Source organism: Diplocloster hominis, assembly GCF_032380655.1.
GTDB lineage: Bacteria > Bacillota > Clostridia > Lachnospirales > Lachnospiraceae > Diplocloster > Diplocloster hominis.
The window spans coordinates 89,980-116,091 of the sequence record NZ_JAWDIY010000006.1; the positions used below are offsets into that span (position 1 = coordinate 89,980).

At 48.0% G+C, this 26,112-nt stretch carries 18 protein-coding genes; 14 read left to right on the forward strand and 4 right to left on the reverse strand.

The genetic code is table 11. The annotated features are described in order from the left end of the window. Positions 1-357: 357 nt before the first annotated feature. Complete coding sequence (locus ABC831_RS07535; RefSeq protein WP_343247603.1) at positions 358-1,419, reverse strand: AI-2E family transporter; 1,062 nt, start codon at positions 1,417-1,419, stop codon at positions 358-360. Positions 1,420-1,686: 267 nt separating this feature from the next. Here ABC831_RS07535 and arfA point away from each other — a divergent pair, with 267 nt between their 5' ends. Continuing rightward, positions 1,687-3,198, forward strand: coding sequence for an arabinosylfuranosidase ArfA (gene arfA, locus ABC831_RS07540; protein WP_343247604.1), 1,512 nt, complete (start codon positions 1,687-1,689; stop codon positions 3,196-3,198). On the opposite strand, the gene ABC831_RS07545 is transcribed toward arfA, so the two are convergent. After that, positions 3,195-3,983, reverse strand: coding sequence for a helix-turn-helix domain-containing protein (locus tag ABC831_RS07545; RefSeq protein ID WP_343247605.1), 789 nt, complete (start codon positions 3,981-3,983; stop codon positions 3,195-3,197). The genes arfA and ABC831_RS07545 overlap by 4 nt on opposite strands. A gap of 73 nt (positions 3,984-4,056) precedes the next feature. Next, positions 4,057-4,773, reverse strand: a complete 717-nt coding sequence (locus tag ABC831_RS07550) for an RluA family pseudouridine synthase (RefSeq protein ID WP_343247606.1) — start codon at positions 4,771-4,773, stop codon at positions 4,057-4,059. A gap of 924 nt (positions 4,774-5,697) precedes the next feature. On the opposite strand from ABC831_RS07550, the gene ABC831_RS07555 reads away from it, so the two are divergent. The 10 genes from ABC831_RS07555 to ABC831_RS07600 all read left to right on the forward strand — a co-directional run bounded on the left by ABC831_RS07555 (position 5,698) and on the right by ABC831_RS07600 (position 19,272). After that, the gene (locus tag ABC831_RS07555; RefSeq protein WP_343247607.1) at positions 5,698-6,657 is read left to right on the forward strand and encodes a calcium/sodium antiporter; all 960 of its coding nucleotides are present in this window, start codon (positions 5,698-5,700) and stop codon (positions 6,655-6,657) included. A gap of 207 nt (positions 6,658-6,864) precedes the next feature. Further along, positions 6,865-8,022: a DUF1002 domain-containing protein gene (locus ABC831_RS07560; RefSeq protein ID WP_343247608.1), complete on the forward strand. Its 1,158-nt coding sequence runs from the start codon at positions 6,865-6,867 to the stop codon at positions 8,020-8,022. 387 nt (positions 8,023-8,409) lie between these two features. Then, entirely contained in the window at positions 8,410-9,609 is a 1,200-nt protein-coding gene (locus ABC831_RS07565) for a starch-binding protein (RefSeq protein ID WP_343247609.1), read from the forward strand. A 35-nt stretch (positions 9,610-9,644) separates the two neighbouring features. Continuing rightward, entirely contained in the window at positions 9,645-10,868 is a 1,224-nt protein-coding gene (locus tag ABC831_RS07570; RefSeq protein WP_343247610.1) for an extracellular solute-binding protein, read from the forward strand. A 25-nt stretch (positions 10,869-10,893) separates the two neighbouring features. Beyond that, positions 10,894-11,793 carry a carbohydrate ABC transporter permease gene (locus tag ABC831_RS07575; protein WP_343247611.1) on the forward strand — a complete coding sequence of 300 codons (900 nt, stop codon included), beginning with the start codon at positions 10,894-10,896 and terminating at the stop codon, positions 11,791-11,793. Next, on the forward strand, positions 11,794-12,648 hold the full coding sequence (locus ABC831_RS07580) for a sugar ABC transporter permease (protein ID WP_343247612.1): 855 nt from the start codon (positions 11,794-11,796) through the stop codon (positions 12,646-12,648). A gap of 6 nt (positions 12,649-12,654) precedes the next feature. Next, the gene (locus ABC831_RS07585; protein ID WP_343247613.1) at positions 12,655-14,379 is read left to right on the forward strand and encodes a glycoside hydrolase family 13 protein; all 1,725 of its coding nucleotides are present in this window, start codon (positions 12,655-12,657) and stop codon (positions 14,377-14,379) included. Between the two features lie 10 nt (positions 14,380-14,389). Next, complete coding sequence (locus ABC831_RS07590; protein ID WP_343247614.1) at positions 14,390-15,406, forward strand: LacI family DNA-binding transcriptional regulator; 1,017 nt, start codon at positions 14,390-14,392, stop codon at positions 15,404-15,406. Between the two features lie 467 nt (positions 15,407-15,873). Then, on the forward strand, positions 15,874-16,569 hold the full coding sequence (locus tag ABC831_RS07595; protein ID WP_343247615.1) for a response regulator transcription factor: 696 nt from the start codon (positions 15,874-15,876) through the stop codon (positions 16,567-16,569). Positions 16,570-16,704: 135 nt separating this feature from the next. After that, positions 16,705-19,272, forward strand: a complete 2,568-nt coding sequence (locus ABC831_RS07600; protein ID WP_343247616.1) for a sensor histidine kinase — start codon at positions 16,705-16,707, stop codon at positions 19,270-19,272. A 1,780-nt stretch (positions 19,273-21,052) separates the two neighbouring features. Here the strand turns inward: ABC831_RS07600 and ABC831_RS07605 are convergent. After that, the gene (locus ABC831_RS07605) at positions 21,053-21,748 is read right to left on the reverse strand and encodes a YesL family protein (protein ID WP_343247617.1); all 696 of its coding nucleotides are present in this window, start codon (positions 21,746-21,748) and stop codon (positions 21,053-21,055) included. Positions 21,749-22,099: 351 nt separating this feature from the next. Here ABC831_RS07605 and ABC831_RS07610 point away from each other — a divergent pair, with 351 nt between their 5' ends. The 3 genes from ABC831_RS07610 (at position 22,100) to ABC831_RS07620 (ending at position 26,111) form a co-directional block, all read left to right on the forward strand. Continuing rightward, positions 22,100-23,212 carry an ABC transporter ATP-binding protein gene (locus ABC831_RS07610; protein WP_343247618.1) on the forward strand — a complete coding sequence of 371 codons (1,113 nt, stop codon included), beginning with the start codon at positions 22,100-22,102 and terminating at the stop codon, positions 23,210-23,212. Positions 23,213-23,764: 552 nt separating this feature from the next. Beyond that, positions 23,765-24,853 carry a PucR family transcriptional regulator gene (locus tag ABC831_RS07615; protein WP_343247619.1) on the forward strand — a complete coding sequence of 363 codons (1,089 nt, stop codon included), beginning with the start codon at positions 23,765-23,767 and terminating at the stop codon, positions 24,851-24,853. Between the two features lie 370 nt (positions 24,854-25,223). Then, positions 25,224-26,111, forward strand: coding sequence for a VOC family protein (locus ABC831_RS07620; protein WP_343247620.1), 888 nt, complete (start codon positions 25,224-25,226; stop codon positions 26,109-26,111). Position 26,112: the final 1 nt, after the last annotated feature.

Here is a 26,112-nt window from a genome sequence, read left to right on the forward strand (position 1 = left end):
AGACGCCGGAACCGGATGAAACTTTTAACAGAATGAAGCTGTTCTGGCAGAATGAAGCTGTTCTGGCAGAATGAAGCTGTGCTTGACCTTTCATTTTTATTATTATTAAATGGTACAGATTGGCGTTACAGGCGTACCTGTAAGAGCCGGGCGAATGGGTTGAATAACTAATTGGTGATGATGTTTCCGCGTACGGTTTCATCGATAAGGCAGTTAGCAATTCTCCTGTTTTGTTCGGCTCTTATTTGTTTTTGGTTGTTTTTACTTCAATGGCGACCACGATCAGAAAGGAGAACGTGTCATGCTTCATATCAGAAAATAGATACCGAAGCCGGCCGGGCCAGTCGGCCAAATGGCTTATTTTTTTAAACTTAAACTATAGTGGATGAAGATCTCCCGGACAATTTCTCCGATCAGAAGCAGCGAGATGGGGCCCAGGAAAACGCCGGGGATACCGAAGAGATTCAGGCCGATATAAATGGTTATGATGATGACGACCGGCGGAAAGCCAAGCTTATCTCCGATTAATTTTGGTTCCAGGAATTCACGGGTGCAGCTGCATATGATGTAGAGGCTGAACAGGATAGCGGCCTGGAAAAAGTTCCCCCGCAGAAGTTCTATTATGACCCAGGGAATCAGTACGGAACCGGTACCAAAGACCGGAAGGGCATCCAGAAGGCCGATGCCTATGCCGACCAGAAGCGCATAGGGATTTTTCAGGAGCAGGAGGCCCAGGATGCAGATGACGGCGATGATGGTCATAATCAGTAGCTGCGCTTTCATATAGGAACCGCCTGCAGCCATCAGGTGGTGTCCCAGGTTCTGGATGTAACGGTAATAGAAATATTTGCTGTTACACGCTTTCAGCTTATCGAAGTCCTTGGCGATCAATATGGTGGAAATGACCGTAATCAGGACTACGCCCAGTATTTCTACAAATATCCGGATGTAATTCACGGATTCGTTCATAATGGTGGGAATCAGATTTACCTGGAGATTTTCAATAAAGACCGTGATGTTTTCCAGTATTACGTTCTGCAGCTGTTCCGCCGGTATCTTGAACCAGTCCTCCAGACAGCAGCAGCAGCCGTAGAGGATATTCCGCAGACGGCTTTCGTACACACTCAGATGATTCAGCAGGTACACGATCTGGGAGATCAGTTTTTCCGTCAGAAGAAACAGAAGAAAGAATAGGATGCTGCCGGCGATCAACAGAAAGATTCCCGCCAGGAGGCCGCTGTTGATTTTAACTTTCTTTCGGATTTTCCGGATAAGGGGCTGCATGAAACGTGCCAGGAATAGAGCGATTAAAAATGGAATAACCAGTGGAAGCAGGTATTTCATACCCAGATAGACCGCGATGGTTACCCCGATAATGACAAGGGTTGCTTTTTTTCTTTTCGTCAGTTTCCAATCCATATGTTCACCCAGTTCCTCCGCGGCAGATTTGTTATCTTAACATTCCTGATTAGTATATCTGTATTCGTCTTTTTTATAACCGGTATTTTCAATGCTTCTCTTTGATAGAAAACGATAAAAACCGGAAGAAAAGTCAATACTTAAAGATAAAAAACAGTTCAATTTTTATGCTAAATGGGATAATTTAATAATAGTAATGGAATACCTTTAGTAAAAGATATGGAAACTACGCAAAGCCTGATCAACAACGGGAGGTAAGGGATCATAATGAAAAAATCAGTATTACATATCGATCGGTATATGAGAGTGGGGGAAGTAGATGAGAGAATATACGGTTCTTTTATCGAACATCTGGGACGCGCGGTCTACGAAGGGATCTATCAGCCGGATAGCCCGCTTTCCGATAAAAACGGGTTCCGGCGGGACGTCATGGAACTGGTCCGGGAACTACAAGTGCCTGTGGTCCGTTATCCGGGAGGAAACTTCGTCTCCGGTTACCACTGGGAAGATGGGATCGGGCCAAAAGAGCTGCGGCCGCAAAAGATCGAACCGGCCTGGAATGTGATCGAGACCAATCAGTTCGGTCTGAATGAGTTCATGGACTGGACCTCGCTTACGGGTACCGCGCCTATGATGGCTGTCAATCTGGGAACCCGTGGTCCCGAAGAAGCCAAAAATATTCTGGAATACTGTAACTTAAAAGGCGGCAGCTATTACAGCGACCTTAGAATCGCCCATGGATATAAAAATCCCCACAACATAAAGCTGTGGTGTCTTGGGAATGAGATGGACGGCCCCTGGCAGATGGGGCATAAGACTGCATCTGAGTACGGCAGAATCGCTGCGGAGACCGGCCGCATCATGAAAATGGTGGACCCGGACGTAGAGTTGGTAGCCTGCGGAAGTTCTTCGCTTTACATGGATACTTTTGGAGACTGGGAGGACACCGTTCTGTCCGAATGTTATGACCAGGTAGAATATCTTTCGCTGCATCAATACTATGATAACTTCGCAGACGATACCCCCGGATTTCTGGCAAATACGCTGGCCATGGACCAGTTTATCTGTTCTGTAATCTCTATCTGCGACGCGGTAAAAGCGAAAAAGCGCAAGAAAAAGTCGATCCATCTCTCATTTGACGAATGGAATGTCTGGTATCACTCCAAGGAGCAGGACAAAAAACTGGAACCCTGGTGCAAAGCACCTCACCAGTTAGAGGACATATATAACTTTGAAGACGCTTTGCTTACAGCCGGTATGATGATCACCATGCTGCGTCATGCCGACCGTGTCCGGATCGCGTGCCTGGCACAGCTGGTAAATGTCATAGCCCCGATCATGACCTCCGGCACGGGAGCATGGAAACAGACCATCTATTATCCTTTTGCCCTGATCAGCAGATACGGGCGGGGCACCGTACTGCACACCGTGGCAGACACACCGGTGTACGAATGCCGGTACGGCGATGCCCCCTACCTGGACAGCGTTTGTATTTTAAATGAAACCGAATGCGGGGAAGCCGCCGCATTGACTATATTTGCGATAAATAAAGATTTGGAAGAATCCATGGAGTTAAGCTGCGATCTTCGCCAGTTCGATGGTTATCAGGTAATAGAACATATCGTCCTGACCCACCCTGACCTGAAAGCCGTCAACACCCAGACAGACCCTGACTGCGTAAAACCCTCATCCGGCGGTAATGCTAAGGTTGAAAGCGGAATTCTGCATGCCGTTCTCTGTGACAAAAGCTTCCATGTAATAAGATTAGAAAAGAGTTAATACCGGCATTGCAGGCGGTCCCGATACGTACCCGGCGTACACCCGCAATGCAGCTTAAACTGCCGGTTGAAATGACAGATATTCTGGAATCCTGAATCGAACGCTGCCTGCTGTATCGTCACGTTGCTATTGGTCATCAGATACCGGGCCTTCTGAAGCCTGGCCTGGATCAGGTCTTCCTTGGGAGAGCTGTGAAAGAAACGCCGGTAATAAAGATAGAGCTGGCTCTTGCCGATGTTCAGAATATCACAGAGCTGCTCCACGGACCAGGGCTGCTCACAGAAACTGAGCATCTGCTCTCTTAAGGCCAACAGCTCAGGGTAGATGCCGGATCTCTGCTCGGCAGGAATATTTTCTTTGCGCTGATCACGCTGCAGCAGGATCAGAAGCTGGCGCAGATACAGATCGGCCATTTCTTCCGAATCGGCCGTGGGGTTCAGATATTCATGATATAGCTGTTTGATCAGCCAGTTGAGCCTGTCCGCGCTGTCCGGATAAAACAGCTCGTTGAAGCGCAGGGTTTTTTCTGAAACCATGCTATCGCTGCAAAAAAAGTGGACATAACTGTTGAAGAATTCCTTTTCTGCATGATAATGCTGATAAATACCCGGAGAGTATAAAATACAGGCACCCGGCCGGGCGGACCGGCAGGTTCCGTCAGGATAATGAAAGGACATGGGGGAGAGCACCAGCAAAAACAGATAGCTGAGTGTTCCGGCAGGACGGTAAATCAAATCCTGATCCGGATTGTGTGTGTGATAACCACAGTATTCGATCGTAAGCATATTTTTCACCTTATACGGTTTAACGGTCCGGGGGCAGGGCCGGACGGTTGGTGTTCTGGCATTGAGGTAAGTATCAGAGATTATCGGTACATGTGCTGCATATGTTCGGCAAATATTCGGCAAATGTCCGGAAAATCTCATTTTCCGGCATGATTTGAAATGCCATATCTTTACCGGCAGCAGGGTGGCGGAATTCCAACCGATAGGCGCACAGTGCGATTTGCAGCCATTCATCAGCGGATGAGGCCTGGGGATTATACTTTGTATCACCCCAAAGGGGATAGCCTGCATGGGACAACTGCACACGGATCTGGTGATGACGGCCGGTCTTCAGCTGTATTTCCAGCAGAGCGAGGGATTCCTGCACAGCCAGAACCTGGTAGGACAGTACCGATTTTTTCGCGCCTTTTACGGTGGGGTCTGCCACAGCGGAGAGATTCTTTCTGCCGTCTTTCAGAAGATAATCTGTCAGTGTACCCTGGGCATGTGCAGGTACGCTAGTGGTTATGGCCAGGTAATATTTGCGCATGGTACCGTCTGTCAGCTGTGAGCTTAGGGAGGCCGCGGCAGCCGGCGTTCTGGCAAAACACAGGATTCCTTCCACCGGCTGGTCCAGGCGGTGGATGAGGCCAAGATAGGGAGGTTGTCCGGAATTTCCTTTCAGAGCCAGGTAATTCTTCAGAGAACTCTCCATATCCATCACGCCGATCTGTCGGCTCTGAACCGGAACACCGGCTGGCTTACAGCAGACCAGAAGCTGATTATCTTCATACAAAATATTCGGGTTCATGGGGAACCTCCTGCAAAATGTTTTCATTTATTGTATCACAATATAATGGAAAAGAAAGATAAAATCTATGCGGGCCAGGGATTATGCGAACAAGAAATTATAAGAACCAGGAATTTAAGAACCAGAAAATAATAAGAACAAGAAAATAATAAGAACCAGGAATTCCGGCCTGTACGGTAAAATATAGCGCCGGCCTGGTTCTGAGAAGTTAGAAAGCAGTATAGGAACTGAATTATTGTAAGAGCCGATATGATAAGAGCCGATATGATAAGGGCCAGTATGATAATGATCCGAATGGTCAGGGCCAATCAGAAAGGCTGATCCGGACAACTCGGGGGCTTTAACTGTATGCTATCGGGATTTTTTCCAACTGTTTCGAAGAACGGGATAAGCCTCCGCTGCTAACAACGAGAATACTAAAATATATGCAACAAGGAACATATGATACACCTCTCTTTCCTTTGATAATATTATTATATCAAAACGCAAAAAATTGGCTATTCGCAGATTAAACGATAATAGAATGAAACTTACACAGTTATTTGTTGATATATACAAAAACTTTTAGGGCACCTAAAAAATATTTAGGAAAATAGAACATTTTAAACTCCCCATATTTTTGATATCGTGTGCTCCTTCTATTTTTGTCATCGGCGCTTGACAAGGCCCTTTTGAATTGTTTATACTTAGCAAAGATAAAGGGGAGTAGCTGGCATTAGCAATAATGTTATGCGGATCCGTCATCACGATTATGGGAATAATCCGGGCCGCGTACTTCTTATGGTTGTAGCGAGACTTTTATTGCAGCTTTGTGTTGCAATAAACAGTCTTTTTTTTTGTTGGTAAAAGCGAAGCGGGAAAAAGGAAGCGTTTGTTCAGGCACAAAAGCGCACATACTATTAGAAAAAGCTGGAGGAATGGTAAATGTTAAAGTATCTGTTATTGGCGGTTGGCTTTATTTTTCTGGTAAAGGGCGCCGACTATTTTGTAGAAGGAAGTTCCAATATAGCTAAGCTGCTGAAAGTCCCCAGCATCATTATCGGGCTTACGATCGTAGCGATGGGAACCAGCCTGCCGGAAGCTTCTGTCAGTATCAATGCGGCGATAACCGGCGCAAATGAGCTGGCAGTCAGCAATGTTATTGGGTCAAATATTTTCAACCTGCTGGTAGTGGCGGGCCTCAGTGCGGTTATGACGCCGATTGCTGTGAAGCGGTCGGTGATCCGCAGAGAATTCCCTTATTCTATCCTGATTACCATAGTTCTTCTGGTGATGTGCCTGGACAAAGTGCTGTTCGGGCAGGCCACCGCTTACGTGTCCAGATATGACGGAATGGTTCTGCTGGTTCTGTTCGCCGTATTCCTGGCTTATACGCTAAAGGATGCGCTGAAGGCCAGAAAAGAGTTTCAGGATTTTCCGGAAGATCACAAACCACTGAAGTCTCCCGGGGTCAGCATAATTTACATTGTAGCCGGTATGCTGGGGATCGTCATCGGCGGTAATCTGGTAGTCAGCGCCGCGACACAGATCGCCACAGCGTTCGGTCTGAGTCAGACGCTGATCGGATTGACGATCGTAGCGATCGGCACCTCTCTTCCTGAGCTGGCGACCTCGGTGGTAGCGGCCAGGAAGGGCGAGAGCGACATTGCCATGGGTAATGTGGTGGGTTCGAACATATTTAACATTCTGCTGGTATTGGGGGCCTCCTCAGCCATCCATCCGGTAATGGTAAACCAGGAATCCCTGTATGATATGGTGTTCCTGATCGTAGTCAGTATCATGTCCTATTTCTTCATTGCGTCAAACCGGAAAGTGAACCGGATGGAGGGGATAATCATGGCAGCCTGTTATGTGGGTTATATGATCTATATTATTTTGCGTTGATAAGGAAAGGTTCAGGAAAAAATGATTACCCATACCTGTCTGTGCCGGAAAACACCCGTATTAAGAAAGTATATGGTAAATATATTTAATATAATTTTCAGATATTATTAAAACATATTTGGGAAGAGTGTGCTATAATGGTCAGGTATTTAACAGCGGCGGGTAGCCGCAGCAATTATTCTGAACCTGATTATAGGAGGAGAGAACATGAAAAAGAAAAGGATGCTGGCCATATTTTTAGCAGTGGTCACACTTATGATGTCAACCATGACAGCTTTTGCAACCGAACAGCCGGCTGACGGCGTACAGCAAGGGGCGGAGGCTGCGTCGGCTGAAGGCGGGGCTGAGGCGACGCCGGCTCCGACCCCGGAAGCTACGCCCACACCCACACCTGAGGCGACCCCGGCCGCGACGCCCACACCCACTCCGGCTCCGACGCCTACGCCTGCGGACGGAGCTTCCAATGAGATCAATAATCCGACGCCGACCCCTGAGGTGGCCCCGTCAGAGACGCCTGCCCCGACGGAAACGCCTACCCAGGCGGAACCGCCCACATCCAAACCGTATCTGGCATTGGGAGCGGATCTTGATGACAGCCAAAAGGCTACGGTTTTAAGGCTTCTGGGCCTGGAAGGCCGTGACCTGAGTGAATTTGATGTGGTACAGGTTACGAATGCGGAAGAGCACGCGTATCTGGATGAATTTGTAGATTCCAAGCTGATCGGCTCCAAGTCCTGGTCTTCCGTTCTGATTAATAAACTGGACAAAGGGTCGGGAATCAATGTCAGCTGCTTTAACATTAATTATTGTACAGAAAATATGTATCGAAACGCTCTGGTTACCGCGGGTATCGAAGATGCCAATGTAGTGGTGGCGGGCCCCAAACCCATTGCCGGAACTGCGGCGCTGGTAGGAGTCGCGAAAGCCTATGAGCAGATGACCGGTAAAGAGCTTCCGAAGGACTCCCTGGCCGTGGCCAATAACGAGCTGGCCCTGACCGGTGAACTGGCGAAGACCATCGGTGATCCCCAGAAAGTGGAAGAGCTGATCGCCCTCATCAAGCAGTACGTGGCTGAGAATGGCCTGGACAGTGACGAGGATATTATGGAAGTGATCGACAAAGCCTCCGATAAACTGGAAATTACCCTTTCAGACAATGATAAACAGCAGCTGTTGGCTCTGATGAAGAAGTTCAGTGAACTGGATATCGATGTGGATACCCTGCTGAATCAGGCCAAAGATATCTATGACAAATTAAGCGGACTGGATCTGGATCTGAATTTTGATAACTCCGGTATCGGCGCTTTCTTCTCAAATATATGGAATGCGATTAAGAACTTTTTCGCAAACCTTTTCGGTAACTAATACAAAAGGGGACATGTCCAATTCAAAAAGGGACATGTCCAAATCGATTTGGGACATGTCCAGACTGAAACTGAAATGGACATGTCCCTTTTTGATTTGGACATGTCCCCTTTTACGGAAAGCGATGGCAAGGAAACAGTTTCGTTAAAAATCCACAAACTTTCAGAAGCTTTATAAAAATCCAAAAAAAAATTGGTGCTATTATATAAAATTGAATCAAATAGCTGTCTTTTATGCATGAAAAACAGAGTAAACGGTTACCTAAATACTGATTGCCGCTACCAGGAAAGGATGTTAAAATCGGGACATAATCAACCGGTTTTTCATATAAGAGGAAATTGGAAAAAGAAGTAAAGAACTAAGAAAAAGAAGTAAGGAGGATGGGTTATGCTGAAAAGATGGAAGAATTGGGGACTGTTCCTGGCAGCGGTGCTTCTGACCGTATTTGCGGTACCGCTCACCGCGTTTGCGGAAAAAGGAGAGGAAAAGGTCGTGGTATACGCCCAGGTGCCTCAGGACTGGGAGAACCCCTGTATCTGGGCCTGGGATGAGGAAGGCAATAACGCGTTTGCCGCATGGCCGGGCGGCGATATGGACGCGGACAGCGCAAATGAAGGCTGGTACTATGCCTGGCTCCCTGCCTGGGCAGATCATGTGATCATCAATGCCAATGACGGAAGCGTGCAGACCGGCGAGCTGGTACTGGAAGGCAAGAATACCTGGATCACCATTCAGGATGCGGAAAACGCGAAGCTGTCCACCCAGCAGCAGACAAAGGGAGAGATCCCGGAATACGTAGAGAAGTTCCTGGTCCGCGCGAAGGTGGATGACAGCTGGAAGAATCCGTGCCTGTGGGCCTGGTCCGCCCCGGACGGCAAGAATGTGTTTGCCGCGTGGCCCGGAGAAGAGATGAAGCTTAGCGATAGCGGATGGTACGAGATGAAGCTGCCGGTCTGGGTGAACTCTGTGATCGTAAATGCTAATGAGGGCGGGGTACAGACGGAAGATATCTCCATCGATCCTGCAGATCTCTGGGTGACTGTAAATAAAGACGGCAGCTATGATTTCAGTTATGAGGATCCGGATGCGGAGGATATCCCCGATATAACCGTACGGGTGAAGGCGCCCGCTGACTGGAAGGCCCCCTGCCTGTGGGCCTGGTCCGCTCCGGACGGAACCAATGCGTTTGCCGCCTGGCCCGGTGAGCCGCTGGAAGAGGACGGAACCGGGTGGCTGAAGAAAACGGTGCCGGGATGGGTGAATTCCATTATAGTAAATGGGTCGGAGGGCAGCATACAGACCGGGGACCTTTCCATCGAGCCCGGAAAGGATATCTGGGTAGTGGTGAACAGCCCGGAGGATGCGGCGGTATATTATGAGGAACCGGAGGACGCGGCTGCGGCCGGGCAGCCTGCCGGCCAGGCTCCGGACCAGACAGCGGCGCCGGAGCAAACCGCCCCGCCTGATCAGGAAAGCTCGCCCGGGCAGGGAAGCATTGTCCCCGTACTGGCCGTGATACTGGTAATCGCGGCGGCTGCGGCGGTAATTGCGGCAGTTATAATCGTCAGAAAGAAAAAGAAATCATAGATGTATGCCCGTATAAAAAGGGCGGAAAGGTGAGTATGAAGAAAAAAATAATAAGCGCCGCACTTGCCTTTATGATAGCCGCGGCCTCCCTGGGGGGCTTAAGCGGCTGCGGCAGCGGCGGTAAAGGCACGACGGATGCGTCGGTTATCACCATCTGGCATGACAAAGAGGACGCGGTAGCCCAGGTATTACAAAATCAGCTGGATCAGCTGGCGCCGGAGATTACCGTAAAGCTGGAGCGTAAAAGCGATTTGACGGAGGCTCTGAAAATGGTAGGGAATGATCCTAAGGCCGCTCCGGATATGTATTTTTTCGCCCATGACAAAATCGGTGTTTACGCGGAAATGGGAATCCTGTCACCAATCACTGATTTTATCCCCCGGGAGGATCTGGATGACTACATGGACATGACGATCCGGGCAGCTTCCTATCAGGATGTCATATATCAGCTGCCGGTCTATTATGAGACTCTGCTATTCATGTATAACAAACGGTATATGAAGGAGGATGAGGTACCCCGCACCACGGAGGAGCTGTACGCCTATATGCAGGAAAACACAAAGGGCGGTCATTACGGTTACGTGGAGCAGCACAGTACGCCCTATTACTGCGCCGGATGGATTCACGGGTTCGGCGGGTATCTCTTGAATGACCGGGGAGAGCCCGGCCTGGATCTGCCCGAGACAGAACAGGCCTTGGAATATCATAAGAAGTTCGTGGACCTCATGCCCGGGGAAAGCGAATACGCTACGGTTAACACGCTGTTCAACGAAGGAAAAGCACATTCCACCATATCGGGTCCCTGGATGGTCCCCACCCTCCGTCAGGCGGGTATGGATCTGGGAATCGCCTCTATGCCGGTAGTGGAGGACACAGGAAAGGCATTGGCGCCCTACAGCGGCGTACAGGGAATCCAGGTGCTGAAGATAGCCGGGGAAACGAAAAAAGAATCAGTGGAAAAGGTTCTGCGCATGCTGATGGATCAGCAGCTGCAGGTAGATCTGGCAAAAGCCAGCGGCTGCGCTCCCGCAAGCGAGGCCTGTTATGAAATGGATGAGATCACCTCCGACGACGTCGTTATGGCCATGAAGCAGACTGCCGAAAACGCGGTTCCCATGCCCAACCGGCCTGAGATGGATGTGATGTGGACCGTGGCCGGCAATCTGCTGGCCGACATCAATATGAGCGGCAAGGATGTGACCGAGAGCTGTACCAACGCCCAAAAGGAAGCACTCCGGCTGATCGGACAGATGAAGTGATCCGGCCGGAAGGGAGGAAAAACGGATGGATCGGACGAAGAAAAAAAGTGAGATCATAACAGCATATATATGGTCGGCGCCATCGCTGATACTGATTTTGCTGATCGTCATCTTTCCTATTGTATATACGGGTTATATTTCGTTTACCAATATGAATGTATACCACTGGTTCGATTATGAGATCATCGGGCTGGAAAATTACAGGGACGCGCTGCTGGTTTTTGACAGTGGATTTCTGCAGGCACTGGGGGTAACGGTACTGTGGACTGTGGTAAATATGGTTCTGCAGATGGTGATCGCTTACGCGCTGGCCAGCCTTCTGAATCTGCCGGGCCTGCGGCTGCGCAGCCTGTACAAGACCCTGTTGATTTTCCCCTGGGCCATGCCGGGATATGTTTCCATTCTCCTCTGGAAAACGGGAATGTTTAATTCCCAGTTCGGGCTTTTGAACCAGTGGCTTGGGAAATTGGGACTGGAGCCGGTGGCCTGGCTGTCAGGGGATGTGTCGGCTTTCCTTTGCTGTACTGTGGTAAATCTGTGGCTGGCGCTGCCCTTTATGATAACCATAATCGACGGCGCGCTGCAGAGCTTAGACAAAAGCTACTATGAGAGCGCTTTGCTGGAAGGAGCGGGCTGGCTTAACAGAACGCGGTATATCACGATCCCCATGATCAAGCCCATCATCGCCCCTTCCGTTATCATTACCATATTCACTACGTTCAAGCAGTTTGACGTGATTTATCTGCTGACACAGCAGGCCGGAGGAAAGACAGGGGCGCATATTCATACGATCCTGACCTACGCCTATGAAAACGCGTTTATCACCAATAATTACGGATACAGCTCGGCAATATCGATACTTATATTTCTCATGCTGATCCTGTTTTCCAGCTTTGCCGGCAGAAAAAGGAAGGGGGAGATGTAAATGTATGGCAGATCAGGGAAAAAAGCCCGTAAGGCGGCTCTTTTACTGGCGGTAAATCTCTTTTTCATCCTGTTATGCTTCTGCGTGCTGGTGCCGGTATTGTATGCGTTTTCCGTATCCTTAAACGCCGGCAACAGCCTGCTGGGCTCTGATTTTTCTTTCTTTCCCAGGCAGATGACACTGGCGAACTACCGGTCGGTATTTGTGGAAGAGCCTATTCTCAGGTGGTTTTCCAACAGTATGATGATGGCTGTGGCGGCCCTGGCTGTCTCTCTGGGGACGGGGATTCCCGCGGCTTATGTGTTTTCCCGAAAGCGGTTTCCGGGCCGCAGGGCGGTACTGCGTCTGCTGATTCTGCTGTACGCCTTTCCCGCCCTGCTTTCCATGACCGCCCTATATAAGCTGTTAAGCCCTATGGGCCTCATTAACAGCAGGCTGGGGCTGATTATCGTATACACAGGGACTATGGCGGTCTTTGCGCTGTGGAATATGAAAGGATATTTTGACACGATACCGGTGGAGATCGAGGAAGCGGCCATGATCGACGGCGCCAGGCCGGTACAGATCGTGACGAAAATAGTGCTGCCGCTGGCCAGGCCCACCATTGTGGTGACCGGTATGATGGTGCTGATCTATGTATGGAATGAATATATATTTGCCATTAATTTTATGACCGGGGAGGATACCTATACGCTGGCGGCAGGATTGTACTCCCTGCAGGCTACGGAAATGAGCGGCAGCTGGCCGGTGTTCGCGGCGGCTTCCATCGTGGTCTCCATTCCCATCCTGATTATATTCTTCCTGGCGCAGAAAAATATGACAACCGGCCTGACCTCAGGCGGTGTGAAAGGCTGATTCGGTATGAACAAAAAAGCGGTTTTACACATTCCCATGTCGCAGTATGCCTTTGCCCTGGACGGGGAACGCATGGTGTTCCGGCTTCGGGCGGCCCGTGGGGATCTGGACGGCTGCCGTCTGTATTACGGGGACCGCTCCTGCCGGCGGACGCCGGTACAGTTCTTCGGTATCCCCATGGAAACGGCGGCCCGGGACGAGCTGTTTGATTACTACGAAGTTGAGTTTGTGAGTCCTTTCCGGCGGATATGCTATTATTTCGAACTGACGGCAGGGGAAGAGCGTATTTTATACTATGGAGATTTCTTTTCCGACCATTTAGTGGACGACCGTTCGGAATATTATCAGTTTCCATATATGCACAGGGCCGATCTGATCTGCCCGCCAGACTGGATGCAGGACGCAGTGATTTACAATATATTCCCGGACAGCTTCGCTTCGGGGAAAAGCTATATCAGCGGCCGGGAAAGCCAAAAGGAATTCAGGGGAAAGGCGGTTAGAGGGAAACGGGGCGGTACCCTGCGGGGAATTACGGAAAATATCGGTTATCTGAAAGATCTTGGAATCAATACCCTGTATATCAATCCCATATTTGCAGCCGGCGAATACCATAAATACGATCTGATCGATTATTTCCACGTGGACCCCTGCTTTGGATCGGATGAGGATTTTAGGGAACTGGTGGATACATGCCATGAGACCGGATTGCGTGTAATTATAGACGGGGTATTCAACCACAGCGGCTGGCAATGGGACAAATTCGAGGATGTGGTGGAAAAAGGGGAAGCCTCCCGATACCGGGACTGGTTCTACCGGCTGAAACTTCCGGTACGCCGGCCGGAGGACCCGCAGGCTTATCCGGACTATGAATGCTTTGGTTATGAGCGGATGATGCCCAAGCTGGCGACCGACCGGGAAGAGGTGGCGGATTACTTCTGCCGGGTCTGCCGGTATTGGCTGGAGGAATTCCATATAGACGGCTGGCGGCTGGACGTGGCCAGTGAAGTGAATGACGATTTTTGGCGCAGGTTTTACAGGACGGCGAAGAGCGTGAACCCCGAAGCGGTCCTGATCGGCGAAGTCTGGGAGAGCGCGGGACACTGGCTGGACGGGAAAATATTTGATTCCACCATGAATTACGATTTCCGCAAGCACTGCCGCCGGTTCTTTGCCTCCGGGTCCATTGACGCGGCAGCGTTTGACGGGAGGGTTACCCATATGCGGATGCGTTACTGCAGACAAAGCGTGTCTGCCCAGATGAATCTGCTGGACAGCCATGATGTGAGCCGGTTCTTGTCTCTGTGCGGCGGGGACCGGGCGGCCTTTGAACTGGCTGTGCTTTTTCTGATGACTTTTCCGGGCATGCCCTCCGTCTTTTACGGGGACGAGCTGGGCGTGGAGGGCGTAAATGAGGATGAGTACCGGCAGGCCATGCCCTGGGGCAGGGAGGACGCGCTGCTGCCGTTTTACCGTCGGGCGGTCCGCCTGCGGAATGAGGAAGAGGCCCTGCGCCGGGGAAGCTTCCATACGGTGAGTGCGGAAAAAGGAAGCCGGCTGTATGTCTACGAGAGGAGACTCCCGGGAGAATCGGTGCTGGCGGCGCTGAATATGGATGAGGCCATGGCGGCGCTTTTGCCCGAATGGCTGGACGGGCGCCTGCTGTGGCAGAGGGACCTGCAGGGATGGGAACTGGGCCCTAGGGGATTCGCGGTAATCAAAAAAGAATGGTAAGGAGAAGCATATGTCAGTAACAATCAGAGATGTGGCAAGGGCTGCAGGGACGTCCGCGGCGACAGTCTCCAAGGTAATGAATGGCTCCGGCTCCATCTCCCGGACAACAATTGAGCGGGTGGAGCAGGCTATGCGGGATTTGGGATACCATCCCAATGCCCGGGCCCGTAATTTTGCGAGGCAGTCAACGAAGATGGTACTGTTTTTGACCACACTGGGTAAAAATGCAGGCTTCCATAACCCTCATATGTTTGAAATTATGTCCGGAATGGAAGAGGCGCTGGCCAAAAGGGGGTACCTGCTTTGCGTAAAAAGCATTCCGGCCGGGGAAGCCTGCGCTTTTGTGGAGAAAATTATGGACTCCAAGGAAGCGGACGGCGTGGTGCTGCATGCCTCGGTGATTTCGCCTGCTATGGACCAGCTGGTCAGCGCCCGGGAAATACCCCATATCGTGATAGGAAATCCTGATTTTCCCAGTCATTTCAGCTGGATCGATATAGATAACCGTCTGGGAGGGGAACTGGCGGCCCGCCATCTGCTGCAGTGCGGTTACTGTTCGTTAGCCTTTTTAGGCGGGAGGCAGGAGGACCGGATCAGCGGACACCGTCTGGAGGGCGTTCTGTCCGTACTAAATGAGCATGACCTGCTGATTCCCGGCGGACATCTGCGCAGCGGGACCTCAGACTGCGACAGCGGGTATGCCATGACGCAGGAGCTGCTTTCCCAGAAGGAGCGGCCGGATGCCATTATATGCGCGAACAATTATATCGCCTATGGCTGTATTATGGCGTTGAAGGAGCACAAAACGGCCATACCGGAGGAGATTGGGGTAATCACGTTTGACGAGTATCCCTTATCACGCATTTTAAAACCGGTGCTGACCGTGGTGGATATCGATGTGTTCGATATGGGTTATCAGACCGGTAAGTGTATTCTGTCAAAGATAAGAAAGCCCAACCTGGCGGTGCGCTATTACAGCACGCTGCCTTCTGTACTGGAAAGGGAATCCACCAGGAAAAAGCAATAACAGATCGGAAACTACTGCCGGAAGCATGAGCGCTGCTTCCGGCAGTAGTTGCGTGTGGGAGAGGCCTGGCACCTTTCGGCGGTACCGTCAGGCCTGTCCGCAACTGCGTGGAGAAAGGCCGCTTCCGTACTTTATTATATTAAGAAATTCTTCATAAATATTTTGAACAGAACTTAATATTCAAATGTTATAACTTAAAATATAAGAAAATAGGAAAAGATAATAGAAATGCTTCCCCCATGGGGATGCCAAAGCTGCAAAAGCAGGCGGCAGCAAACAAAAGCAGGAAAACAGATGACCAATGAAAGGCGGTGAGGTATAATAGAGGTCGGGGTGATAAAGATTGATCACAATTTTCACCCATACCTAATTTTGCAGTTTTGCTGCAAACCTGCCCGAAGGGCATGCATTAAGGGATGCTGTAAAGTATACCTATATGTGCGGAAAACGCACACATGGAGGAGAATATGCAGAATATATTAGTGTGTGATGATGATAAAGAAATAGTAGAAGCCATTGACATTTACCTGACACAGGAGGGCTATCACATATTAAAAGCGTATGACGGCCAGCAGGCCGTGGATATGTTAAAAGAGAACGAGATCCATCTGCTGGTGATCGATGTCATGATGCCAAAGCTGGACGGTATCCGCGCGACCTTAAAGATCCGGGAGAATAACAGCCTTCCGATCATCATCTTATCAGCCAAATCCGAGGACGCGGATAAGATCCTGGGCCTGAACATCGGAGCGGACGATTATGTGACGAAGCCGTTTAACCCCCTGGAACTCATAGCCAGGGTAAAATCGCAGTTAAGGCGGTACACCCAATTGGGAAATATACAGGAATCCGGCAGCCAGGTATTTCAGACCGGAGGACTGAAAGTAAATGATGAATTGAAGGAAGTTACGGTGGACGGAGAACAGGTAAAGCTGACCCCGATCGAGTATAAGATATTGTTACTGTTGGTTAAAAATCAGGGAAAAGTATTTTCGATCGATCAGATCTATGAAAATATCTGGAATGAGGAGGCGATCGCTGCAGATAATACGGTGGCGGTCCATATCCGGCATATCCGTGAGAAGATCGAGATTAATCCGAAGGAACCCCGCTATCTGAAGGTGGTGTGGGGGATCGGATACAAGGTCGAAAAGCTGTCCTGAAACCTTGTAAAAGAAGGGGTAAGAAAGTATACCCATAAGTTATGTGCGGGAAAACGCACGCATGGAGGAAAGGTGGAGGCCAAAAAGGTTCCGCTATACCTTTCTGTGCAATAAAACGCACACAAGGAGGAAACGATGAAAAAATTTGTATATTCCCCGGCGGGGAAAGCGGTCCTGCTGGTTCTGCAGCAGGTGCTGGTGGGTATCATGGTGCTCTCCGTCTGCTTTGGCACACTTATGCTGATGAAGGGCGGAGACAGCCTGTTCAGCGGACAGGGCAAATATGAGCAGTCAATCCAATTTGAAGATGCATTCATGAGCGGTGTCTATGACACAATCTGGCTGACAGATTATAAATATAATTTTGAAACAGACGGCGTCTATAATCCGAAGAAAATCGTGGATATCGAAGATTATGCGCTGAATGGCCGTATTACAGGAGAAGTGACACGCAGCATCGGCTATTACCTGGAAGATCTGGTAAAGTGGGGCAGGCAGGGGAAAGAAAATGAAAGCTATAATAATACGCAGGATGCCGCTGAAACTTCAGATGCTGGCGGGGTCAGCTATTCGAGCGTGACGGCTTCCAAAGCGGCAGATGATTCCGTGACTGTCCAGGGGGTGCAGGATTATTATAAATTTGATGAGAGCTATCCGCCGGTCGGCGATGTCAGCCTGGAGGAGTATCTGGAACAGCATCCGGAGGTAAATCCCTCCAAGATGTATGGCTATTTGTCCAACGCTATTGACAACGCGTATAACGGAGTCGAGCAGTACAAATGGAATCTGGCAAAATATCAGGAGGATAAAAGCAATCTCCGCTATACCATAGTAAACCGGACCACCGGAAAAGCTTACAGTAACATAAGCGGTATTCATAACGCGGCCGAAGCGGATGAAGCCGTTCAAAGCATCCGCGAGCTGGGGGCTTATATCTACCTGGATTCCGCGTCCTTAAATTTTGAAAAAAGTCCCAAGTCCAATATAGATTCGTTCAATAAAGCGCTGGATCAGGCAGTAAACGGCTGGAGCTATAAGGATTCCAGAGTGACTATGGAAAATATTTACCGGAACCTGAATCAGCTGTCGGCGCTGGCAGGCGGAGACTATACGATTGCGGTAGGTGTGGATACCTCATATCCGGTACACGATGGATTCTACGAATCCAAAATAGAATATGAACAGACCAGACCCTGGTTCCAGGCCCTGATGTACGGAGGGCTGATCGCCCTTTTCCTTTACATTATCGTTTTGGTCGCGCTAACCGTCGTGTCCGGAAAACGGGCGGATGATGACGAGATCCATCTGTCTTCGGTAGACAACATACCGACAGAATTTGTCCTGGCCTGTATTGCCGCACTGGGTGTCTTTGTCGTCTTTGCTGCGGTAATGGTACTGAATACCATGTACAATGTAAGGTCACTGATCATCCTGTCCGCCATCACCGTATCCATTCTGGCAGACCTGCTGCTGATGGCCGGATATCTGTGTCTGGTCAGAAAAATCAAAGGGGGTATCTTCTGGAAGAAAAGTATCCTCGGCTGGTTTTTCGGTACCCTGTACGGCGGAGCGAGGGGAATCCGTTCCAATGTCAGGCTGCTGGTCAGCTATCTGGGCTTCCTGCTGATAGATTTTCTGCTGGCTTTATTTATGATCCAGGCCCGGTCCCGGTTAAGCCTGCTGTTATTCGGATTGCTGGCCCTTGGCTTCAACGCCTTTGTGGGGGCTCTGCTTCTGAGAGAAGAGGGACAGCGCAGTGTGATTATGGAAGGCATTCAAAAGATCAGGGATGGGGATCTGGATTATAAACTGGATACAGAGTCGTTAAAGGATGACAATCTTAAAATCGCTCAGGCGGTGAACAACATCGGGGAAGGTCTGCAGAACGCGGTGGCCGACAGTATGAAAAATGAGAGGCTGAAAACCGACTTGATCACGAATGTGTCCCACGATATCAAAACCCCTCTGACGTCCATAATCAACTATGTGGATCTGCTGAAAAGGGAACATATCCAGAACGAAAAGATCAGCGGCTACATCCGTATTCTGGATGAAAAATCCCAGAGATTAAAGCAGCTGACGGAAGATCTGGTGGAGGCTTCCAAGGTAAGCTCAGGGAACATTACATTAAATTTCGAACATTTGAATTTCGTAGAATTGATCAATCAGACGACTGCGGAATTTACCGAGAAATTCGAGGCCAAGGATTTGCAGCTGATCGAAAACCTGCCGAAGGAAGCTATGGTAGTACGGGCGGACGGCCGACGGCTGTACCGTGTGCTGGATAATCTGTTCAATAATGTGGCGAAATATGCGCTGTCCCATACCCGGGTCTATGTAGACCTGACGGAAGAAGACAGATATATCCGTTTCTCGATCAAAAATATATCCGAGTACCCGCTGAATATCCGGGCTGACGAGCTGACCGAACGGTTCATCCGCGGAGATGTGTCCAGGAGTACCGAAGGCAGCGGACTGGGCCTGTCCATTGCCAAAAACCTGACAGAGCTTCAGAACGGTAATTTTGAGATTTACCTGGATGGCGATCTTTTCCGTGTGACCATATCCTTTATCAAGGTGGAAGGGAAAAGAGAAGATCGGGAACGAGAGCAGAATCAAAAGGAAACGCAGGAGAAGAATCAAGCGGAGAAACAAGAGAATAAACAAGAGAAAAAGCAAGAGGAGAAGCATGAGGAAGAATAGGGCGATCATTCCGGCGCTGCTTATCATATGCGGAATGCTGCTTTTATTTATCACGGTAAGGATGATCGGCAGCAGCTGGTATTAGGCTGTCTGTATAATAAAATGCTGATGCTGCCCCAAATGATGTTACGGAATAAGTACGAAGTGTGAAAAGGGAAGGAATCGTAAGGTCGGGACACAGACTGAGCCATATGGCGAGCTGTGTCCCGGTTCTGAGAGAATCAATTTTTTCTGCCATATCAAGACTCGAACTCATATAAATTTACGTATATAGTAGATCGTTTTAAATATTTCCACTCCACATATGATGGGGATTAGCTTGACAATCGCAGAATAATGGGAATGGAATATAGGTATGGATGTAATATAAACGAAAAATGATAATAAAAATGTAATTATTAATTCTATAATAGTAAATCTTTTGCTGGCAGGAGTGATGCATAAAACCAAAAAACATAAGATTGCGCCTAACACCAGGCAAGATATTATTAATACTATAAAAGACAGATAAAAGGAACTGAAATTCACTTTTGCATAGTGATCAAGGCTTGCTTTTACGGTTGATAAACCCATCATTATTACATAGAATGTGAGTTGACAACAGATTATTTTTAAATAATATTTCATGATTTTACCTTAATTTAGAGAAGTGGTTTTCAGGTACAGTTGCCCGCGGCCCTGCATATTTTGCTTTTTCAACGGGATAGCTGGAGCATGACGCACAAACGATAAGAAAGAAATTTGAATGGGATTCCATGATGATGGAGGGGGCGGCCAGCAGCTCTTTGTTCCTGAATTATTAGAGGTATTATTGGAATTGTTAGAAACACTAGAAGATTGCCTATAATCCAGACTTGAACAAAGGTCGTGAAGCGTTAAATCTTTTCTTACCCCTCTTTCAATCTTGGTCATATCACAATAAAGCATTCTTTATTAAAACATTTCCATTGGTATCACCTAATTTCATTTTGTTTTATAAATGGCAACACGTTTTATAAATGCAATCAACGTATACTAGATTTAAAATACATGATTAATTTATGAAAAAGTGATAAGTTATTTTACAACTCAGTAAAATCTTAAGACCATTATTTAAGTCGTGGATTTTTAGTTCAGGAAAATTGAATAGGATGTATAATTTTTAGATTGCTTACAAGTAGTTGTATCTTAAAAGAAATAATATATTCAAAAAATTATATATCTAAATAGAATGAATAGAGCTCAAAGAAAACGTAATATTTGTGAATTGCTTACGTGTTATTTTGTAGTAATGAAAATAACTACATTTAGCTTAGAATGTTTAAAATGAATGTAAAGTAACTTCTCTATTAACCAAATTAAACAAAATTTAATCTAGTAAAATATTAGTAAATTTTGATCACATAAAAATTATATCACAGCGGATCTAAGATTGTCTAGGTTGCCCATTAACTTACTAGTTACCAGTTACTAGTAGTTACCGGTACTAGTATTTGTATATTAAGTTACAAGTTTTTGGCCATTAAGTGCCTGGTATTCGACTTTTAAACTACAGTAGTATTATTATACAATATGTGTAGATAACGTTGAATTTCAATACCAGAATGATCCAGGAACAGACGAGAAAATCAAAGACAATATAAAAATCAAAGACAATATAAAAATAAAAGACAGTATAAAAATCAAAGAAGGACCGGTGCACTGTCAAAGCCATATGGCGTGTTGTGCACTGGTCCTTCTTTTATAAGAGGGAGGTTCGTTCTCCTTCTGTATAATGTCTGCTTAGATAGGGGGGTACCGCTTATTCGCTATCTGGGTTAGAAGCTTCATCGGCGATCGGCACGTGGAATTCGGTCTCTTCCGTCTCGGTTTCTTCCGGCATGTAGTGCTTAAAAACCCGGACGAAAATGTAAGAGCTGATAAAAGCCTGTACGCCGAATCCGGCAATGATCCAGAACGGTAAAATAGCAAGGAAAATCTGTATCAGAAAGAAGAGGATAATCAGCGGAAGATACGTAATCAGCACAATCAATATGGTCCAGGGCAAATGCCGCAGACTCATCAGAAATGCGTTCTTTACCGTATTCTTCGTGGTATTATAGAATCTGGATAATACCGGGAATACATAAGCCAGGGTAAATGCGTACATCAGAGCCACGACGCCCAGCGCGTAGAAGAAAACCTTGCCCCAGGTGGCGGTTACGCCAGTCATGACCCAGAAATCCACGCCCAGGATAATACCTGCGACCAGGAAGATCACCCAGATGATCGTGGCCTGCTTGAAATTTTCCTTGAAAGATTTTAAGAAGCTGCGGATAATATAGGATTCCTCATTCTTTACCATCTTTAAGGCCACGTAATACATGGCGGTCCAGGCGGCCCCGATGGTGACGATGGGTATGCAGCAGACTACGAAGATGACGTTCAGAATGATCATGTCCGCGATACGCCCCAGCGCTGTGAAGAACTTATTGTCCATGTTAAAAAAGTTACTCATAGAATCGACCTTTCTCTCGTGATATTAATTAGGGAATCAGGAAGCGTCGGGATATGCCCATGATTCGACAATTTTTTGTTTGCATTTATAATAGATTATAGCGAATGAGCGGCCATAAATCAATCGAAAAGGAAGATTCGTCAACTTGTCTATGAAATCTTAAAATTCTTCGGCAGATTGACGGCGGCCGCATTTCCTTTAAAAAGCCTTTGTCGAATGTACCAAAGGATTTCGGGAATTTTTGGTGGATAGTGGCATGGTCGGAAATGGCAGATTACGTTATACTAAATGCAGTAATTGAGACGCCATCTCAGAATATAAAACAGAAAAGAGTCTAGGAGGAATAAACACATGGCAAGTTTATCATTGAAAGACATTTGTAAAGTGTATCCCAACGGTTTCGAGGCCGTTAAGAATTTCAATCTGGAAATCGAAGACAAAGAATTCATCATCTTCGTAGGTCCCTCCGGATGCGGTAAATCTACAACCCTTCGTATGATTGCAGGTCTGGAAGAGATCTCTTCCGGTGAATTAAGAATCGGTGACAGAGTAGTAAACGACGTGGAACCGAAAGACAGAGATATCGCTATGGTATTCCAGAACTACGCTCTGTATCCTCATATGACCGTATATGATAACATGGCATTCGGTCTCAAATTAAGAAAAGTCCCCAAAGATCAGATAGATAAAATGGTAAAAGAGGCCGCCAGAATCCTGGATCTGGAACCCCTGTTAGACCGTAAACCGAAGGCTCTGTCCGGTGGCCAGAGACAGCGTGTTGCTATGGGACGTGCTATTGTACGTGATCCCAAAGTATTCCTGATGGACGAACCTCTGTCCAACCTGGATGCCAAGTTAAGAGTCCAGATGCGTATTGAGATTTCCAAACTGCATCAGAGACTGGGAACCACCATCATCTATGTAACCCATGACCAGACAGAGGCTATGACACTGGGAACCAGAATCGTCGTTATGAAAGACGGTTTAATCCAGCAGGTAGATACTCCTCAGAACTTATATGCAGCTCCCTGCAATCTGTTTGTTGCCGGGTTCATCGGATCTCCTCAGATGAACTTCATGGATGCAGTGTGCAAGGTAAATGGAGATAAAGTAACCCTTCAGGTAGGACCTCATGCAATTCAGCTTCCTCCTGCAAAGGCGAAGAAATTAATCTCCGGCGGATATGACGGAAAGACCGTTGTACTCGGAATTCGTCCGGAAGATGTAAACGACAGCCAGATGTTCATCGAAGCTTCTCCGAACAGCGTTGTGGAATCCACGATCAAAGTATATGAGCTGCTGGGTGCGGAAGTTTACTTATATTTCGATGTAGAAGGCTTCCCGATGACCGCCAGAGTAGATCCTCGTACCACAGCAAGAACCGGTGATACCGTAAAATTTGCTCTGGATGTAGAGAGAATCCACGTATTCGACAAAGAAACCGAACTGACCATCACCAACTAAAATCAGATCATCACCCCGGCAGGACTTTCCTGCCGGGGTTTTTGATTGAATGGGGGAAGGGTATTAGGGTCCGGAGCGCTCGGGAGCAAGGGGGCCTCCGGGAAGGGGGACCAAAAGGAACGGGAGCCGAATCGCTTCGACCGTGCCTAAGAACGGGTAACTCCGAAGAATTCGAAACCCCCGATTAGCAGGACCCGGGGCAAACTCGCCAGAAAGCGGCTCAAACAGTGCCCCGGGTCCTGCGGGGTTTCGAACCCTTCTGCGTAACCCGTTCTAAGGCACGGCCTCAAGCGATTCGGCTCCCGTTCCTTTTGGTCCCCCTTCCCGGAGGCCCCCGCACCCGGTACCGCTCCCCGCGCCTGCCCTCTCCGGCCCTAAGTCCGAAAACCCATCTCATACAAATTTCAGGTAAAATCCGGGTCTTTTTCTGAGAGGGGACTTGCGTTTTTGGAAAAGAACATTTAGAATGGGGCTAGCAAAGCCGTTGCGAAATGCTCTCCCAAGGCGGCTTCTGGTGGGAGAGCCAGGCATTCGCAGAGAAAGGAGTTAACTATGATATCAAATCAGGTAGTACAATCGGCGATAGACGAATTGAAGGCAATAACAAGAGTTGATTTATGTGTGATGGATCTGGACGGCATGCCGGTGGCCACCACTTGTGAATTAGAGGATTTTCTGAAAGAGGCGGCGGAAAGCTTCGCGGAGTCACAGGCGGACAGCCAGGAGATTCAGGGATATCATTTCTTTAAAGTAATGGACGACAGACAGGCCAGCTATACACTGATCGCCAGAGGTGCCGGCGAGGATGTTTATATGATCGGAAAGATCGCAGTCAGTGAGATCCAGAATCTGATCGTGGCGTATAAAGAACGTTTTGATAAAAATAATTTTATCCAGAATCTGCTGCTGGATAATCTTTTGCTGGTGGATATCTATAACCGTGCCAAAAAGCTTCATATTGCCATAGAAGCACGCCGGGTGGTATTTATGATAGAGACCAAATATGAGAAGGATAACAACGCACTGGAAACAGTGAAGAACCTGTTCGCGGTAAATACAAAGGATTTTATAACGGCTGTGGACGAGAAGAATATTATTCTGGTCAAAGAGTTAAAAGAAAATGACGGCGCGGATGAATTGGACAATACAGCTAAAATTCTGGTAGATATGCTGAATACGGAGGCTATGACCCAGGTCCGGGTATCCTATGGTACCATCGTCAGCGATATCAAAGAATTGTCCAAGTCTTATAAAGAGGCAAAGATGGCGCTGGATGTAGGACGCATTTTCTATGCGGAACGCAGCATCGTCGCATACAGCACGCTGGGAATCGGCCGGTTGATCTACCAGCTGCCGCTGCCGCTGTGTGAGATGTTTATGAAAGAGGTGTTCGGTGATGAGCTGCCGGATACGTTTGATGATGAAACGTTATTCACCATTTATAAATTCTTTGAAAATAATCTGAATGTCTCTGAGACGGCGCGCCAGCTCTATGTTCACCGGAATACACTGGTCTACAGGCTGGAGAAGCTTCAGAAGAGCACCGGATTAGATATCAGGGTATTTGATGACGCGCTGACTTTCAAGATCGCGCTGATGGTGGTCAGTTATATGAATTATATGGACAGCCTGGACTATTAGCCGGGGCTGCCGAAATACAACGGTTCTCTGGGAAAACGATGTGAGGGAAGCGGCGGGGCCATGCAGGGATGGAACTATCATTCTTGCGGTCCCGCCGCTTCCCTGTTATACCGGCACTAAAACGGGCTGGGGTGTGATTGGCAGATCGGGGGCTGGAGAAATTTATTGGGACGGCTGTAGTGTCAGGATTTATGAAAAACAGATGAAATAGATAAAACTGCGGGAACTCAAGAATGTACATTATATTGACTATACCATTAAAAGAGTATATAATATGTAGTATGTTAACGTAAACACATTGGAAGATGATGATTTACATACGTAGATGTCATCCTAAAATGTAGCCGTATGCAGTGAAAGGAGAGGTGTTATGGGCTATGAAATAAAAGGAATTGCCCATGTGGGATGCCTGGTTAAGGACAGAGATGCGACCATTGAGTTCTTAGACAGGGTATTGGGGATACATCACCACAAAAGCCACTTTATTGACTACGAGGAAAATTCCAGAATTATGGGAATACCGGACTCAGTAATGAAGATCGGTTTTGCCAAGGAGGAGAATCGGGATATCATACTGGAAATGATCGAGTATGTGAAACCCAGTCAACCTCCAATGGTAAATAACTTGAGAACCATCGGTGCGTCTATGATATCATTTCTGGTTCCCTCGATTTCAGAGATCCTTAAGAAGTGCGTGGGAGAGAAAGAAAAAATAGTCCTGGAGGAATCGGAATACACAGGAGGGCCGTTTCCTGGATGCCGGCACGCCATCCTGTTGTATGATAATTTCTTGTATTTTGAACTTGTGGAAGCAGTTGAAAATCGCTCGAACAGAACACGTGTGTGCAAGATCAGTTATCTGGTGAGAGAAATAGAGCCTCATGTCGAGTTTTATAAGCAATTCGGACTGGAAGATGCGGGCAGTTACAGAAAGGATCTCGGCGGCGGTAGAGCATTAGAGGGCACTGTACTAAAAAATCAGGAGAGCGATTTTTATGTGGAATTGCTGAAAAACCGGACGGATGACCTGCAGCAGATTGAATTCACTACCGGGTCCCTGGGATTAGCCCATGTGTGTTACCACGTAGAAGGTATTTCTGATTTTTATCAGGAGCTAATCGGAAGGGACGTGGAATTCACGGATGCACCGGTTACCCTGCGGGCAGGGCTGAATACCGGGGCGAAGGCAACTTATATGACCGCCCCGGATAATATTAAAATCGAGATATATGAAGGCAGGCTGCTGGAGATTGCATAAC